The organism is Antarctobacter jejuensis, from assembly GCF_052266595.1.
Taxonomy (GTDB): Bacteria; Pseudomonadota; Alphaproteobacteria; order Rhodobacterales; family Rhodobacteraceae; genus Antarctobacter; species Antarctobacter jejuensis.
Genome location: NZ_JBQQXJ010000005.1, coordinates 96,343 through 112,354, shown reverse-complemented (window position 1 = coordinate 112,354; position 16,012 = coordinate 96,343). Strand labels below are relative to the sequence as shown.

The window sequence follows — 16,012 nt, the reverse complement described above, 5'->3', positions numbered from 1 at the left end:
CCGAACAGGAGAAAGCCGCATGACCAACTGGACCGAGATGAGCGCCGCCGATCTGGGACGCGGCATTGCCAAGGGTGAGATCGATCCGGTCGAGCTGACCGAACAATATCTGAGCGAAATCAACGCCCACCCCATGCGGGACCGGATTTATGCGCGGCTGACGCCGGAACGCGCATTGGCAGAGGCGGAGGCCGCTAAGGTCCGCGCCGGGCATCGTTTGCGTCGGCATCCGTTGGACGGTGTGCCGATCAGCTGGAAGGACCTCTACGACACCGCCGGAACGGTCACGGAGGCGGGAACTGCGCTTCTGAAGGGGCGCGTCCCGGAACGGGATGCGAAGGTGCTGCAGACCGCCACACAGAACGGCCTTGTCTGCCTCGGCAAGACGCATCTGTCGGAACTGGCCTTCTCGGGGCTGGGCCTGAACCCGGTGACGGAAACCTCTCCTTGCGTGAATGACCCCGAGGCTGTGGCGGGGGGCTCTTCCTCTGGTGCTGCGGCCTCTGTGGCATTCAGGCTGGCCCCTACTGCGGTGGGGTCCGATACCGGGGGATCGGTGCGGCTGCCGGCCTGCTGGAATGATCTTGTCGGGTTGAAGACCACCTCTGGCCGATTGTCGCTGGACGGTGTCGTGCCGCTGATCACCAGCCTCGACACCGTCGGCCCGCTGTGCCGCACGGTCGAAGATGCGGCGCTGATGCTGTCGGCGCTGGAGGGCATGCCCGCACCTGACCTGAATGGCGCGGATCTGCGGGGGCGCCGCTTTGCCGCGCTGCAGACCATCGTGATGGACGATCTGGATGAGGCCCCGGCCCGCGCCTATGCCGAGGCGCTGGACAAACTGCGCGCATCGGGCGCCACGATCGAGCCGCTGGATTTCCCGGAAATCGACCAGCCGCATCTGGACAGCGCGATGCTGTATACCGCCGAAGCTTGGGCAGAGTGGGGCAAGGAGATCACCGCGCAGCCCGACCTGATGTTCAAGCCGATCCGCGAACGGTTTGAATCCGGGGCGGCGCACAAGGCCAGCGATTATGTTGCGGCGTGGAAGAACGTGCACGCGATGCGCGCCATCTGGGCGCAGCGGACCGCCGGTTTCGATGCCGTTTTGTGCCCCACGGCGCCGAACCTGCCGGAAAAGGCGGCGACGCTGATGGAGTTGGGCGAGGTTTACGTTACGGCGAACCTGCGGACCCTGCGCAATACGCGCATCGGCAACCTGATCGGCGGCGCAATCGTCACCCTGCCCACCGGCGTGCCGTCCTGTGGCCTGTCCCTGATGGCCGGTCCGATGGAAGAACACAGGCTTTTGCGGCTGGCTGTGGCGGCCGAGGCGGCGCTGAACTGACCACATCCAACGGGAGGTGTGCGGCTTTCTCGCCACAGCGCCTTCTTGCAGGTCCTTGATTCTGGACAGAACCCCCCGGGATTCCGTATCCTGCGGCCAAACCGCGGGGCGAAAAACGATCCCGCACCCTTGAGGCAGTATCGGCTTATGTTCCCTGAACGGTTTTCGAACCTTCCGGCCTATGCGTTCCCGCGTTTGCGGGCCCTGTTGGATTCGCATGAACCCGGCGGGCCGGTGCTGCACATGTCCATCGGAGAGCCGAAGCACCCGGCGCCGTCGTGGATTGCGGATATCATCACCGAGCACGCTGGCGACTTTGGGCGCTATCCCCCGAACGAAGGCACGCCCGGGCTGCGCGGGGCCATCGCGGGCTGGTTGCAGCGTCGGTATGGCGCCAGTGTCGATCCGGAAACACAGGTGCTGACCCTGAACGGAACCCGTGAGGGGCTGTACAACGCGGGCATGGCCCTTTGCCCAGAGGTGAAGGGCGGCACACCTGTCGTGCTGATGCCGAACCCGTTTTACCAAGTCTACATGATCTCGGCGATTTCGGCGGCGGCAGAGCCGGTGTTTGTGCCTGCCACCTCAGAGACCGGGCATTTGCCGGACTACGCGGGTTTGCCTGAGGATATTCTGGCGCGCACTGCGCTGTGCTACATCTGTTCGCCCGCCAACCCGCAGGGGGTCATGGCGGATGCCGCGTATTGGCGCAGCCTGATCGGGCTGGCGGAAAAATACGACTTTCAGATTCTCGCCGACGAGTGCTATGCCGAGCTTTACCGCGACACCCCGCCCACCGGGGCGCTGGAGGTGGCGGCGCAAATTGGGGCGGATCCGGAGCGTGTGCTCAGCTTTCATTCGCTCAGCAAAAGGTCCAACGTGCCCGGTCTACGCTCTGGTTTCGTGGCCGGTGGCCCGCAGAGCATCGCACGGATGAAACAGTTGCGTGCCTATGCCGGTGCGCCGATCCCGCTGCCGTTGCAGCACGCCTCCGAGGCGCTGTGGAACGAAGAACAACACGTCACCGAGAGCCGCAGGCTCTGGGTCGAGAAATATGTGCTGGCGGATGAGATCCTTGGCCATGTGCCGGGATACATGTCGCCCAAGGCGGGCATGTTTCTCTGGCTGCCGGTCGAGGATGGCGAGGCGGCGGCGCTGAAACTCTGGCGCGAAACAGGGGTGCGGGCGCTGCCCGGGGCCTATTTGTCGCGCGATACAACAGGCGGAAACCCGGGGCAGGGGTATCTGCGCGTGGCGCTGGTTGCGCCCAGGGATGAAACACGGGACGGGCTGATCCGGATACGGGATTGCCTGTTTACATAACAAAAAACGACGAGGCGAAGATGGCATCTTTTCAGGCACGGGGGCGCGACCCCCTGTTCGACACCAACACCGCCGCAACGCTGGAAAAGCGTGGGCGGGAACTGATCGGTCTGGCGCTGGTGGCGCTGGGGCTGATGGTGGCTGCCATGATCGCCTCTTACACCCCGGACGATCCGTCCTTTCTGTCGGCGACGGATGCGCCGGTGCAGAACTGGATGGGCCGCCTTGGCGCCTATGTCGCGGCACCGATGTTCATGATCATCGGGTTGGGCAGCTGGGCGCTGGCGGCGGTGTTCACGGTCTGGGGTGTGCGCATGGCCCTGCACCGCGGCAACAGCCGGGCCTTTTCCTGCCTGATCTTTTCGCCCATCTGGGTGGCGCTTTCGGCGGTCTATGCCTCTGGACTGCCCGAATCCGCCGGATGGACGCATAACTTTGGTCTGGGCGGTCTGTTCGGTGACATGATGATGGGATCGGCCCTGAACGTGCTGCCGCTGTCGCCAGCCATCGGTCTGAAGTTCATGCAACTGGTTCTTGGCGGCGGGATCCTTGCGCTGGGCGCCTTTGTGCTGGGCTTTACCCGGGTGGAGCTGACCAGTATCGCGCGTTTCCTGATCGTGGGTCTTGTCATGGTTTACGCAACCCTCGTGCGCCTGCTGGGCCGCGGGGCGACCGGTGCTGCGGATGTGGCGCAGCGTGTGAAGGTGGCCCAGGCCGAACGCCGCGAGGCCCGCGTGACCGCCCGTGCCGAAGCCGCCGCGGCGCAGGACCTGGCGCCGCTGTCGCCTGCCATTCCGTCGGCCTCAAGGGTGCTGCGGGCCGACACTGCGGTGCCCCCGTCGCCCGAGGCGGACTATTACGACGACGATCTGGACGACGACCTGTTCGAGGACAACTATGCCCCGCAGCCGGAGAAGACCGGTTTCCTTGCGCGGATGCCTTCTGTCTTTCGCCGGGCAGAGCCGGACCGGATGCCGGAGCCCGAACTGGTCGAGGGCCTGATCGATCACGACGTCGAAGTCCCAGGAGAGGATCGCATCCGCGCCAAGATCGCCAAGGCGGTCAAGACCCGCCGCACCACGCTGCCCGGCCGTCAGGCACCGGCACTGGCCGCTTCTCGTCCGCTGACAAAGGGACGGGGCCATGGCCCGCAGCCGCTGGTGTTCCGCGATACGCCGAGGGTTTCCGACCATCTGCCGCCGGAACCGCCGCTGACCGCCGCCGCGCGTGGTTTGCCGCCGGAACCGCCGTTGACCGCCAGCCGGATGCCGGTGTCGGAACAGGTCGATTACATGCAGCCCGACATGGCCGAGGATCTGGAGGTGGACACCCTTGACCAGCCGGTCGAGCTGTCGCCCGCCGCGCGCGTTGTGCCGCCTGCGCCGGACCGGCAGGCGCCGACCGTGGATGAGGGGCTGTATTCCGACCTCAGCGATTTCGATGACTACGGCGACGAGGACGACGCCGAGATCCTGACCGACGAATACGGGCCGGACTATGACGCAGAAGCGGAGCCCGTGACGCAGGCGCGGACCCAAGTGCCGATGCCGGAGCCGAAGAAGGTTGTCATGCAACCGGCCCGTAAACCGATCCTGCCCTCCAAACGCGCGCAGGCCGAAGCGCAGCCCAGCCTGCGGTTTGACGACAACAAGCCGGAATACGAACTGCCGCCGCTGTCGCTGCTGATGTCGCCGGACAAGATCGAGCGTCATGTCCTCAGCGACGAGGCGCTGGAGGAAAACGCGCGGATGCTGGAAACCGTGCTGGACGACTATGGCGTGAAGGGTGAGATCGTCTCTGTCCGCCCCGGCCCTGTCGTCACCATGTACGAACTTGAACCCGCGCCGGGTCTCAAGGCGAGCCGCGTAATCGGTCTTGCCGATGACATCGCGCGCAGCATGTCGGCCCTGTCCGCCCGCGTCTCGACCGTGCCGGGCCGCAGCGTGATCGGAATCGAACTGCCCAATGACAACCGCGAGATGGTGTCGTTCCGCGAGATCCTTGCCGGGCGCGATTTCGGCGATGGCAAGCACAAGCTGCCGCTGGCGCTGGGCAAGAACATCGGCGGTGAGCCGGTTGTGGCGAACCTTGCCAAGATGCCTCACCTGCTGATCGCGGGGACCACCGGTTCGGGTAAATCGGTGGCGATCAACACCATGATCATGTCGCTGCTCTACAAGCTGACGCCCGAGGACCTGCGTCTTGTGATGATCGACCCCAAGATGCTGGAACTGTCGGTCTATGACGGCATCCCGCACCTGTTGTCGCCGGTCGTGACCGACCCGAAAAAGGCGGTTGTGGCGCTGAAATGGGTCGTGGGCGAAATGGAGGACCGTTACCGCAAGATGTCCAAGATGGGCGTGCGGAACATCGACGGGTACAACAGCCGCGTTCAGGATGCGCTGAACAAGAACGAGATGTTCGAGCGCACCGTGCAGACCGGGTTCGACGATGAAACCGGCGAACCGGTGTTCGAGACCGAACAGATCGAGCCCAAGAAGATGCCCTACATCGTCGTCATCGTTGACGAGATGGCCGACCTGATGATGGTGGCGGGCAAGGAGATCGAGGCCTGCATCCAGCGTCTGGCGCAGATGGCGCGTGCCTCGGGCATTCACCTGATCATGGCCACCCAGCGTCCCTCTGTCGACGTGATCACCGGCACGATCAAGGCGAACTTCCCCACGCGGATTTCCTTTCAGGTGACGTCGAAAATCGACAGCCGCACCATCCTTGGCGAAATGGGCGCCGAACAACTGCTGGGCATGGGCGACATGCTCTACATGGCGGGCGGCGCCAAGATCACCCGCTGTCACGGTCCCTTTGTGTCCGATGAGGAGGTCGAGGAAATCGTCAACCACCTCAAGGCTTTTGGTCCGCCGGAATACGTGGGCGGCGTGGTGCAGGGACCCGACGACGAAAAAGCCGACAACATCGACGCGGTTCTGGGCCTGAACACCGGTGGCAATACCGGCGGCGAAGACGCGCTTTACGATCAGGCGGTGGCCATCGTCATCAAGGATCGCAAGTGTTCGACCTCCTACATCCAGCGCAAGCTGGGCATCGGCTACAACAAGGCGGCGCGCCTTGTGGAGCAGATGGAGGACGAGGGCGTCGTGTCTTCGGCCAACCACGTGGGCAAGCGCGAAATCCTGGTGCCGGAAGAAGCCTGAGGGGACCACAGGACGACAGGGAGCGTCGAAGATGCGTCGCGTCGTCTACTGGGTGTTCCTGATCGCGGGGCTGGCTCTGCTGGCCCTTGGCGTGCTGGCCACGGGGGCGCTATTGTTCCTGTTTTTCATCGGGGGTGGGGCGGGGTACGTCGCACATTACGGCGCGTGGGAATTCGCCAACCTGCTGTTACCCTTGGTTCCGGGGCCTGTCCTGCTGGCCGTTGCATGGATCCTGAAATAGCGGGGCCCGCGGGGCCTCTGTCAGCGACAGCTTGGCGATCTCCCGGCTTGGCCGGGGCCTGCGGACACCGGCGCATTGCCGCTCTTGTGTGCGAGGCGGGCTTGATCCGTCGGGACCAGACGCCGATATCTGACGGAAACAGCGCGCTATCGCATATCCACGCGTTTTCGTGCGGGATCCGAGACGCAACGAATCGAAAAGGACCAACATGATCCGTACGCTATTCGCCGCACTGGCGTTTCTGACCTTTGCCGCCCCGGCTTCGGCGCAGCAATTGTCGTTGAACCAGATCTCGAAGTATCTGAACACGATCACGTCCGCGACGGGCACCTTCACGCAGATCAACTCCGACGGCACAATCTCTACCGGCGAGATCGCGATCAAACGCCCCGGCAAGGTGCGGTTCGATTACAATCCGCCCGAGAGCGCGCTGGTCATGGCATCGGCCGGGGCGGTGTATATCCTTGACCGCAAACTGGGCGGCCAGCCGGACACCTATCCGCTGAGCAAGACGCCGCTGTCGATCATCCTTGCCCGCAACGTGAACCTGAGCAAAGCCGGGATGGTGGTGGGCCATTCCTATGACGGAACGGCCACCACGGTGACTGCGCAGGACCCCGACAATCCCGAGTACGGTACGATTCAGCTGAAATTCACCGGCCCGTCGCCGGAATTGCGGCAGTGGGTCATCACCGATGGCAACGGGGCCCAGACCACCGTGATCCTGGGTGGTCTGGAAAACAAATCGCTCAAGAACAGCGTGTTCTCGATCGACCTCGAACTGGATCGTCTCAAGCGTTGAGACCCTGCAGGGGCGGCGTCAGCGCGCCGCCCGGCAGTTCTTCAGCTGTTGCTGATAGACCAGGGACCGCTCTCCGACTTCGGCAGAGACCCGCAGCAGCCACGACTTGGCGTTGTAGCTGCCCCGCCGATAGCCGGACCGGCCTTCGTGATAGGCCAGATACTGGTTGCGCGCGTCCCACAACGAGATGCCCAGTTGTTCGTTGGACAGCTTCATGTACCAGCCCATGAAATCGGTCGCATCGCGGATATTGTCACGCCGCGCGTTCCGTTTGCCTTCGGCGGCAAGGTATTCCTTCCAGGTGCCATCCAGCGCCTGGCTATAGCCGAAGGCGGAACTCTGACGGCCCACCGGGATCACGCCCAGCCGGTACTGGAAGGGGGTTCTTGCGTCGCTGTCGAATTTGCTTTCCTGGTAGATCGTCGCCATCTGCACATGCACCGGTACACCCCAGCGCCGCTCTGCGGCGCGGAAGGCGCTGTAATAGCCCGGTCGCTGTTCGAGAATCGAACAGGCGTTGTCCAGGTTGCGCGGGGACGTGCCTTGGCCGCCCCCTCCGCCACCGCAGGAACCAGCCAGCAACACGATCACCAGGGCGCGTAGGACTCTGCTCATTTGTCACTCGCCTCGGTTTGTCTTTTTATTGTCCGGTATTTTAGCCGATTGCGCGGACGGAGGGAATCACATTTCCTGTACCCCGGCGAGACGACGCCTTTGCAGGCTTGCCGCCGGAGATTGGTTGCGAGATAGGCAGAGTCGGCACTGTTGGCGGGTGATTCACAGTGTGTTTCTCTCTGATTTGAGGCGAAAGTTGGACATTACCCCGGCCTTGGCGGTACTAAGGATTAAGAGAGGTTCGAAAAGATGATGCACAAGCGCGCGAAATATCACCTCGGCCAAGTCGTCCGCCACCGCAGGCACCCGTTCCGTGGCGTTGTCTTTGACGTCGATCCCGAATTTTCGAATACGGACGAATGGTACGAGGCGATTCCCGAGGACAGCCGCCCGTCGAAGAAGCAGCCGTTCTACCACCTTCTGGCGGAGAACGATCAAAGCTTTTACGTGGCTTACGTTTCCGAACAGAACCTGGTTGCCGATTATTCGAACGAGCCGGTGGACCACCCGGACATTCCCGATCTTTTCGGGGCTTTTGAAAATGGCTCTTACGAGCTGCATTTCCAGATGAACTGAAAAAGGCGTGGGCCTTGGTCCTCAGTTCGGGTAGCGAAAGCAGACCGACAGCGCACCGCTGTTGTCGGTCAGATCTGCATTGCCTTCGTTGATGCGGAATTCGATCACGTCGAGGTTCATGTTGAACGTGCCGGCCATGTCGATGGCGCTGTGAAAGCGGGCCCAGTCCATCGTCTGCGCGGCCCCCTGTACGTCAAACCGCACCAGCAGGGCGCCATAGCGGGCGCTGACCAGTTGCCGCGCCTCGGCGCGGGTTTCCAGCATCTTGCCGTCCATCCCGCCGTGGCCATTTGTGCCCGCCGGGACAAGATCAGGCGCCACGGACCAGAACCCGGTTGCGTGAACGCCCTGCACCAGCCCCGCCGGGAAATCCGCGGCTTGCCACCCCTGCCGGGCGTCGATGTCGTGGCAGACGTCCCCGGCCAGGGCCGGAGACGCCAGAAACGCAGTCAGGCAGAGCGCCCGCGAGATCATGCCAGATGATCCACCACGTTCAGGTGCTGGGCCAAAGTCTGCACCTCATCCATCCACTCCGCCACCAGCTTGGGGTCAGAGGGGGCGGCGGAGACACCGGCGGGGACCGCGCGGTTCAGGACCGCCTCCACCGCCAGCGACACCGGGATCGAGACCAGCCGCGCCATGGCGCTGCCGCGCGCGTCACCCCAGGCATCCATCACGTAGGTCTTGTGATAGACGGTCTTGCCGTCCCGCTCCGCCTCCAGCGCGACGCAGAGCACGACGCGGTCCGGCTCTCCCTCGTCATAGGCGTTTTCCTCTAGCAGCTTGTCGGCGATCTCCTGCAGGCGGGCGTCCGTGGCGGTGCCGGCCTCGGCAAAGATATCGGCCCATGCCTCGGCCCAGCCGTTCAGGCGCAGGGTGCCGCGCACGAAGTTCTTGACCTTCCACGCGTCTTCGAATCCGTAATCCTGCATGAAGGGCAGGCTGTCGCGGTTTGGGTAGACCTCAAAGCTTTCGGGCGCGGAGAGCGGCGCGTCATAGCGGCTGATCGCGTCCCAGGGGCGGTTCACATTCAACTCGCTGAAATGGCGGATCGAGCGTGAGGGCGAGCGCAGCGCCTTGAGCACGCCGACCGGTGCCCAGCTGAACTTGTAGCGGAAAGCATTGGGGATCTTCGGCACGCCACCGCAGTAAGAGGTGAAGGACAGGGCGTTGTCCGGATCGAAGGCGTCCGAGGCGCGGTAGTCGGCCACCAGCCAATGCGCCATCAGGTGGTCGATGCCGGGATCAAGGCCGACCTCGTTCACCAGTCGCGCATCGGCTGCCTTGGCCTTGGCGTCCAGCGCGCGCATCTCGGGCGAGATGTAGCTGGACGAAACGAACTGCGCGCCTTTCTCCAGCGCCAGTTCCGCCAGCGGTACGTGCCAGTCACCCGGCAGCATGGAGACAATGACATCACCTGCCTGCAGATCTGCGGCCAGCGCGTCGCGGTCAAAGGTCCGGATATCATCGGTCAGATCGCCCACCGCCTCGCGGGCCTTGGCCTCTGTCCGGTTCCAGACGGTGACGGGGTGGCCGCCTTCGATCAGACGGCGCAGGCCGGGGACGGATGAAAGGCCGGTGCCGCACCAGTGGATGGTCATTGCGTGTCCTTCGGTTTGTGTTTCAGGTAGGTTTCCCGCGCGCGGCCCCAGACGCCCTGATCTATGGTGTCCAGCGCCATCAGATGCGGCAGCAACTGATCGGCGAAGTCCATGGAGCTTTCGCGCGGTAGCAGGGACGGCAGGTTGTCGATCGCCATGATATCCAGCGGCGGTGCGCCACAGACGCGGGTTGTGGGCTGTGCCCAGCTGGTCGCCGCATCATACAGCGGGATCGGGTTGAACGGGCTGTCCGGGTCACAGGCGATATCGCCGATGACCCGCAGGTTGCGTTCGTCCGTTGGCGCGCTTGCCGGGACAAAGACCGGCACGCCGGGGGTGGCAAGGATGCAGTTGAGAAAGATGCTGTGGTCCAGCACTTCGGGGAAGGGTCCGCCATGAGCGGTTTCGGCCATGTCCCATTCGGTCACGGGAATGTCGAGTTCCGTGCACAGGTCGCGCGCGCCGGACCCGACGCGCCCCTTGGCGCCAATGATGATGACTGAGGGGCAGGCAGCAATGTCCAGCGCGGCGCGCAGATCGTCCTGAAGCGCGTCGGCGGTGCGCCATGTGTCGACCGGCGGGCAGGTCTTGCCATCGGCCTGTGCCGCCCATGCCAACAGCGACACGGCGGCGCCCGCATAGCCCGCCCAATAGCCAAAGGCCGCGACGCGTCGGCCCTCGCTATCGGTGAGGTACTCCAGATCATAGAGTGTGCCGCCACCGGCGGCGAAACGCTTCAACAGGCGGGCGCCCGCCGACTGGCCCTTGTAGGCATGGCCGAACATGATGTGGCGGTGGATCAGCGGCGTGTCGTCCTCTGGCAATTCCTTGAGGCCGAGAATGATGGCGTCTTTGGGCGCATCGGGCCAACTGCCGTGCGCGGCGATCTCTGCCCCGGCGTCGATGTAGGGTTGCGGGCGCAGGATGCGGCGGGGGCAATCCTCGACCGTGACGCGAAAGCCCTTGGCAATCAGCGCGGCGACGCCTTCGGGGGTGATGCCGGTGCGTTCCTCGTTGGGGCGGCTTTCGGCTCGGATCCAGAGATGTGTCATGGCGTATCCTGCGGTTTTCGGGGCAGAGAACCCGTCCCAAAGGCCGGGTGCAAGGGGTATCGGGCCTAAAGGTGGCTGCGGGCGTGTTGCCGTTCCGGCGTGTCGAGATGGGGGATCGCGTTGAACTGCGTCACCGCCAGCCCGGTGGACAGCGGCTGAATCCGGTGCAGAGAGCTGTTTTCGATGGCGAGGCAGGCATGGGCCATTGCGGGGATGTCCAGCCGCATGATGATCCGCATCGCCATCCCGATCAGCCCGCCCGAGGTCACGATCAGCGCACGGCCGTCGCCCCCGGCGATTTCCGTCAACGCTTCGTTCACGCGGGCCTCAAAGCTGTCCCAGCTTTCCGGGGCATCCTTGATCCGTCCCTCGCGCCAGTAGTCCAGCAGTATCGGGATGTGGCGGATGAATTCTTCGCGGCCGTCGGGGATCGCAATGCCGTGCTGCGCCTCCATCAGCGCCGACAGGTCAAAATAGGCCATCTCGTTCAGGCGCGGGTCGCTGACCGGCGGCGTAGCGCAATTGGCGGCGATGCCCTCGGCGGTTTCGATATGGCGGCGCAGGGTGCCGGTGTAGACGCGGGCGAAGGTGTCGCCGGTCTGTTTGAAATACCCGCCCAGCCAGCGGGCCTGTTGCCAGCCCAGATCGCTGAGACGGTCATATTCGCCCTCTGTCCGGGCGGCGGAAATGGCCTGTCCGTGGCGGACGAGCGTGATGAAGGACATCGGTCAGCCTCTGCAATGCGCGAGGCGCTGATACGCCGGGCGCGGGCCGAGGGAAAGGGTCAGTCCGGACGCGACAGGGAAATCGACGGATCGTAGGTAAAGACCTGAACGTGGATATCCTTGTTCAACTCAGGCGCAAAAGAGCTGACGAAATCGGTCAGTTCCCAGCGCATGACCCGCTGGCTGTCGGGATCGAGGTAGACAATGTTGCGTCCGCCGAACCATGCGCCGCCCATGTCCTCATTCGGGTCGGTCCGCGAGACGTATTCCACCTTGTCGTAGGTCGTCCCGTCCAGTTCGACCGTACCGTGACAGGTGGTGTCGGTGAGATTGGCCAGCATCTGCGCCAGTTGCGCGCGCTGAAAACCCTCATAATCGTCGGGCAGCATGTTGGGGGCGGCGGTCCACGGGCCTTCGGGGGCTGGACCGGTCCAGCTGTCGCCGTCGATCACCAGCGTGAAAGGGCCGGTGCCGATAATGCCGGAAATGCTGCGCGCGGGACTGTCCCAGATGGTCAGGAAGGCATAGCGCGTGTCGCCTTCGGGGCTGGTTACGGTGTTGGTGAACCGGTGGGGCGGACGCACAAACGGGTCCAGCGCGCCGCCGGTGAACATGGCGGCGATGCGGTCGTGGCAGGCGCTGTCCTGCGCTTGGACGGGTAGGGCGGTTGCCGCTACCAGCAGCGTGGTCGCGATCAGGCGGAGCGGGGCGGCCATGGGCGTATCCTCCGATTGGGGTTTGGGCAAAGAGTAGCGGGGGGACCGGAAAAAGGGCAAGTGTCACAGCCATTGCACCTGTGCATGGCCGCCCCTACTGGCAAATCCGGTCGTTGACCGCTAGATAGGGGAAAACATCCGAGGACGAGACGTGAAAGACAAGTCGGGCCACAGTTTGACGCGTGATGGTATTCGCATTCATTCCCCCGCGGATTTCGAAGGCATGCGCGTGGCCGGGCGGCTGGCCGCGCAGCTGCTGGACGAGGTGGCGGAGCATGTCTACCCCGGACAGACCACCGGCGCGATCGATGCCTTTATCGAACGCCGCGTGACTGAAGAGGGGGCCACATCGGCAACCATTGGGTACAAGGGCTATCAGCACGCCACCTGCATCAGCGTGAACCACGTGGTTTGCCACGGTATCCCCGGCGACAAGAAGCTGAAGGATGGCGATATCCTGAACATCGACGTCACCGTGATCGTCGATGGCTGGTTCGGCGACACCAGCCGCATGTATGTCGCGGGCAAGCTGTCGCGCCGGGCAGAGCGGCTGATCCAGGTGACGCATGATTCCCTGATGAAAGGGATCGAGGCGGTGAAACCCGGCAACACGTTCGGTGACATCGGCTATGCGATCCAGAGCTTTGTCGAGGCGAACCGCATGTCGGTTGTGCGCGATTTCTGCGGTCACGGTCTGGGAACGGTGTTCCACGCGCCACCCAACGTCCTGCATTATGGCCGCGAAGGCACCGGCCCGGTGCTGGAAGAGGGCATGTTCTTTACCATCGAGCCGATGGTAAACCTTGGCCGTCCGGAAACCAAGGTTCTGGCCGATGACTGGACGGCTGTCACGCGGGACAAATCCCTGTCGGCGCAGTTCGAGCATTCGGTTGGCGTGACGGCGGACGGGGTCGAGATATTTACCCTGTCGCCTGCGGACAGATTCCACCCGACCTACTGAGCGCGGAGCGTTTGACCGCCACGCCCCCATCGGACCATTCCGGCGAAACCGAACCGACAGGCGTCTACCTGATCCTGTCCATCTGCAATTTCGTGATCGGCATGGGGGCCTTTGCCCTGATCGGGATGATCGAACCCATGGCAGAGGGGCTGTCGGTTTCGGTGACATCGGTGGCGGGGCTGCTGACCGTCTATTCCGTGGCTTATGCGCTGACCTCACCGGTTCTTGTCGCCCTGTCGGGCAAGATGGGGCGGCGCCGGGTGTTGGCGATGGGGTTGAGTGTCTTCACGCTGGCGACACTTGGCGCGGCGCTGGCGCCGGGCATGGCGCTGCTTTATCCGGCCCGTGTGATCGCTGCAGCGGGCGCGGGCATGGTGACGCCGGTGGCGCTGGCCATTGCCGCCGTCCTGTCGCCGCCCGAACGTCGCGGGCGGACCATGTCCAAGGTTTTCCTGGGTCTGACCCTTGCGCAGGTGGCAGGGGTGCCGGTGGGCAGTTGGTTGTCCTACACCTTTGGCTGGCGCAGCGTCTTTGTGCTGGTCTCCGCCATGGGCGCGGCCTGCATCTGGCTGGTCTGGACCTATGTGCCGCGCGGCTTGCGGTTCTCTCCGGTGTCGCTGCGTGATCTGGGCGGCAGGCTGAAAGATCACGTCACCCTGCTGACCGTCGGGTTCACGGTGGTGTTCCTGTCGGCGATCTACATGGTCTACACCTATCTGCCGCCGCTGTTGTCGCAGACCATGGGTTACGGGCGGGACGGTATCAGCCTTTCCCTGCTGCTGTTCGGATTCGGCGCACCGCTTGGCAACCTGCTGGGCGGAGTGATGGCCGATCGCCTTGGCCCGGCGCGCAGCCTTGGCCTGATCTGTATCCTCGAGGCGCTGTGCCTGCCGGTCTACGGCTTGTTGCCCATGCCCGGTGTCCTGCTGCTGGGGTTCATCTTTGCCTGGTCACTGGTCGGCTGGTGTTTTTCGCCCTCGCAGCAGTTGCGGCTGGTCGGTTTGGCGCCAGAACTGGCGCCGGTCCTGATGTCACTGCATGCGGCCTCGATCTACATGGGTGTGGCTTCTGGCTCTGCCCTGGGAAGCCTGGTCGTGGAGACGGGCGGATTAATGGTTCTTGGGCCGGTGGCCTCAGTGGTGGCTATCGCCGCGTTGGGGGCAATGATCTGGTCGGACCGTGCCGCACGGCGGCAGGCGGGAACGCTTTGAAACGCGGGGTGCCTTTCCACTTTTCAATCCCGGGCAGCGCGGCCTAGTGTCCCCGCATGAACACCTCCGATACTGATCGCCCGCTGCTTGGCATTGCCTTGATGCTTGGCTTTTGCGTTTTGGCCCCCTTTGCCGACGCATTGGCCAAGCTGCTGGGCCCGGAGATGGCGGTGGGGCAGTTGGTCTTGCTGCGCTTTGCCTTTCAGGCACTGATACTGGTGCCGTTGACGGTGATGACCGGGCGGGTCTGGCGGATGGACCTGCCGACCTTTGGGTTCGTGTTCCTGCGGACCCTGCTGCATATCTGCGGCATCGCACTGGTGTTCACCTCGCTGCTGTACCTGCCTTTGGCGGATGCTATCGCCATCGCCTATGTGATGCCCTTCATCATGTTGCTGCTGGGCTTCTGGTTTCTTGGCGAAGAGGTCGGCTGGCGGCGCCTTGCGGCCTGTGCGGTCGGTTTCGTGGGGACCCTGCTGGTGGTGCAGCCGGCGTTTTCGGACGTGGGCTGGCCCGCGCTGCTGCCCTTGGGCGTGGCGGTTGTCTTTGCGTTTTTCATGCTGGTGACGCGCCGGATTGCCGGACATACGGACCCGATCGGTATGCAGGCGGTGTCTGCGTTGATCGCATTGGTCCTGATGGGGCCGCTGATGGCACTCACCTCGGCGGAGGCCCTTCCCGAACTTGCATGGACAGAGCCGACGGGCCATGGCTGGTGGCTGATTGCCTTGATGGGAACAGCCGGAACCTGTGCGCACCTCTTGATGACATGGTCGCTGCGTTATGCGCCGGCGTCCACGCTTGCGCCGATGCAGTACCTTGAAATCCCCTTTGCCACGGCGGTCGGATTTGCGCTGTTCGGCGATTTGCCCGGCCCGCTGGCCACTGTCGGGATCGCGGTGACGATGGCCTCGGGCCTTTATATCGTCATGCGTGAGCGGGCCATGCACCGGGCGAAGCGGCCAGCCCCGCAAGCAGTTCATTCAGGCACGCCACCGGCAGGATGAGCAGCATCAGCGGTTCGTCCAGCGACAGATGGACCGGGCCTGTGACCTCGTTCGAGGTGCCGACTGTTGCCGCAGGCGAAAAAGTCAGCCCGTCGATGGGCCAGCGCAACCCCGTGGATCGCCCCGTAACAGCCCCCATCGGGTAGAGAGACAGGCGTGTCCCGGGCGTAAGGTCCAGCGACAGCTCTGGCGGGCACAATACCACCACGTCCTCGTCCCCGATCAGCAGGCACCTTTTGTCGGGCCGTCGTGCCAGCACCGTCATGGCAGACAGCTGGTGGTCCAGACGCTTGCCCAGAAAGCCGTAGCCAAGGATCAGAGGCGCATCGACATGGCGCAGGCATTTGTCGAAATCGGTGCTGTCCTGTTCCGCGATGGGACGCAGGACTCCGGGGGCAAGCTGATTCTGTATCTCGGGGGGCAGCGAATCCATGTCGCCATAAACCGCGTCTGGCATCCGCCCGAGTTCCAACACCCGCAGCGCGCCGCCATCTGCCGCCACAACCGTTTCCGCAGCGGCGACAACAGTGGCCAAAACCGAAGGATCACAGGCTCCTCCGCCGATCAGAACTACGGGATTGCCGCTTTGAACAATTTTAGTTTTCATGGCGGATTAATGGCGTTTTGGGAAACAGATCACAATCCGGTCACGAAATGATAC

General features: G+C 63.8%; 16 protein-coding genes. 9 read left to right on the top strand and 7 right to left on the bottom strand.

Annotated elements, in window-relative coordinates; all coding sequences use genetic code 11:
• Positions 1-19 precede the first annotated feature (19 nt).
• From ACTXGA_RS08985 to ACTXGA_RS08965, 5 genes are all read left to right on the top strand, one after another.
• A complete protein-coding gene (locus ACTXGA_RS08985) occupies positions 20-1,348 on the top strand; it encodes an amidase (protein ID WP_443392852.1) in 1,329 nt (442 codons plus the stop codon).
• A gap of 147 nt (positions 1,349-1,495) precedes the next feature.
• Positions 1,496-2,671 (top strand): aminotransferase class I/II-fold pyridoxal phosphate-dependent enzyme, encoded by a 1,176-nt coding sequence (locus ACTXGA_RS08980; protein WP_443392850.1) that lies wholly within the window; start codon positions 1,496-1,498, stop codon positions 2,669-2,671.
• Between the two features lie 20 nt (positions 2,672-2,691).
• Positions 2,692-5,844: a DNA translocase FtsK gene (locus tag ACTXGA_RS08975; protein ID WP_443392848.1), complete on the top strand. Its 3,153-nt coding sequence runs from the start codon at positions 2,692-2,694 to the stop codon at positions 5,842-5,844.
• 31 nt (positions 5,845-5,875) lie between these two features.
• Positions 5,876-6,085 carry a hypothetical protein gene (locus ACTXGA_RS08970; protein WP_443392846.1) on the top strand — a complete coding sequence of 70 codons (210 nt, stop codon included), beginning with the start codon at positions 5,876-5,878 and terminating at the stop codon, positions 6,083-6,085.
• Between the two features lie 208 nt (positions 6,086-6,293).
• Positions 6,294-6,887 (top strand): LolA family protein, encoded by a 594-nt coding sequence (locus tag ACTXGA_RS08965; protein ID WP_443392844.1) that lies wholly within the window; start codon positions 6,294-6,296, stop codon positions 6,885-6,887.
• An 18-nt stretch (positions 6,888-6,905) separates the two neighbouring features.
• Here the strand turns inward: ACTXGA_RS08965 and ACTXGA_RS08960 are convergent, their stop codons facing one another.
• Positions 6,906-7,502 (bottom strand): transglycosylase SLT domain-containing protein, encoded by a 597-nt coding sequence (locus ACTXGA_RS08960; protein WP_443392842.1) that lies wholly within the window; start codon positions 7,500-7,502, stop codon positions 6,906-6,908.
• A 249-nt stretch (positions 7,503-7,751) separates the two neighbouring features.
• On the opposite strand from ACTXGA_RS08960, the gene hspQ reads away from it, so the two are divergent.
• Positions 7,752-8,078, top strand: a complete 327-nt coding sequence (gene hspQ / locus ACTXGA_RS08955) for a heat shock protein HspQ (protein WP_443392840.1) — start codon at positions 7,752-7,754, stop codon at positions 8,076-8,078.
• A gap of 21 nt (positions 8,079-8,099) precedes the next feature.
• Here hspQ and ACTXGA_RS08950 read toward each other — a convergent pair whose 3' ends face one another.
• The 5 genes from ACTXGA_RS08950 to ACTXGA_RS08930 form a co-directional block, all read right to left on the bottom strand.
• Positions 8,100-8,552, bottom strand: coding sequence for a hypothetical protein (locus tag ACTXGA_RS08950; RefSeq protein ID WP_443392838.1), 453 nt, complete (start codon positions 8,550-8,552; stop codon positions 8,100-8,102).
• Entirely contained in the window at positions 8,549-9,679 is a 1,131-nt protein-coding gene (locus tag ACTXGA_RS08945; RefSeq protein WP_443392836.1) for a saccharopine dehydrogenase C-terminal domain-containing protein, read from the bottom strand. The genes ACTXGA_RS08950 and ACTXGA_RS08945 overlap by 4 nt, the downstream gene beginning before the upstream one ends.
• Positions 9,676-10,731, bottom strand: a complete 1,056-nt coding sequence (locus ACTXGA_RS08940) for a saccharopine dehydrogenase (protein WP_443392834.1) — start codon at positions 10,729-10,731, stop codon at positions 9,676-9,678. Before ACTXGA_RS08940 ends, ACTXGA_RS08945 begins: the two co-directional genes overlap by 4 nt.
• Before the next feature lie 65 nt (positions 10,732-10,796).
• Positions 10,797-11,456: a histidine phosphatase family protein gene (locus tag ACTXGA_RS08935; protein WP_443392832.1), complete on the bottom strand. Its 660-nt coding sequence runs from the start codon at positions 11,454-11,456 to the stop codon at positions 10,797-10,799.
• 59 nt (positions 11,457-11,515) lie between these two features.
• Positions 11,516-12,172, bottom strand: coding sequence for a hypothetical protein (locus ACTXGA_RS08930; RefSeq protein WP_443392830.1), 657 nt, complete (start codon positions 12,170-12,172; stop codon positions 11,516-11,518).
• 151 nt (positions 12,173-12,323) lie between these two features.
• Between ACTXGA_RS08930 and map the strand changes: the two genes are divergently transcribed.
• The 3 genes from map to ACTXGA_RS08915 are packed head-to-tail and all read left to right on the top strand — an operon-like array spanning position 12,324 to position 15,351.
• Positions 12,324-13,133 (top strand): type I methionyl aminopeptidase, encoded by an 810-nt coding sequence (gene map / locus ACTXGA_RS08925; protein ID WP_443392828.1) that lies wholly within the window; start codon positions 12,324-12,326, stop codon positions 13,131-13,133.
• A gap of 11 nt (positions 13,134-13,144) precedes the next feature.
• Positions 13,145-14,344, top strand: a complete 1,200-nt coding sequence (locus ACTXGA_RS08920; protein WP_443392826.1) for an MFS transporter — start codon at positions 13,145-13,147, stop codon at positions 14,342-14,344.
• Positions 14,345-14,400: 56 nt separating this feature from the next.
• Positions 14,401-15,351, top strand: a complete 951-nt coding sequence (locus ACTXGA_RS08915; protein ID WP_443392825.1) for a DMT family transporter — start codon at positions 14,401-14,403, stop codon at positions 15,349-15,351.
• Here ACTXGA_RS08915 and ACTXGA_RS08910 read toward each other — a convergent pair.
• Positions 15,272-15,958 (bottom strand): thiamine diphosphokinase, encoded by a 687-nt coding sequence (locus ACTXGA_RS08910; RefSeq protein WP_443392823.1) that lies wholly within the window; start codon positions 15,956-15,958, stop codon positions 15,272-15,274. The two genes, ACTXGA_RS08915 and ACTXGA_RS08910, sit on opposite strands and share 80 nt — an antisense overlap.
• Positions 15,959-16,012 lie beyond the last annotated feature (54 nt).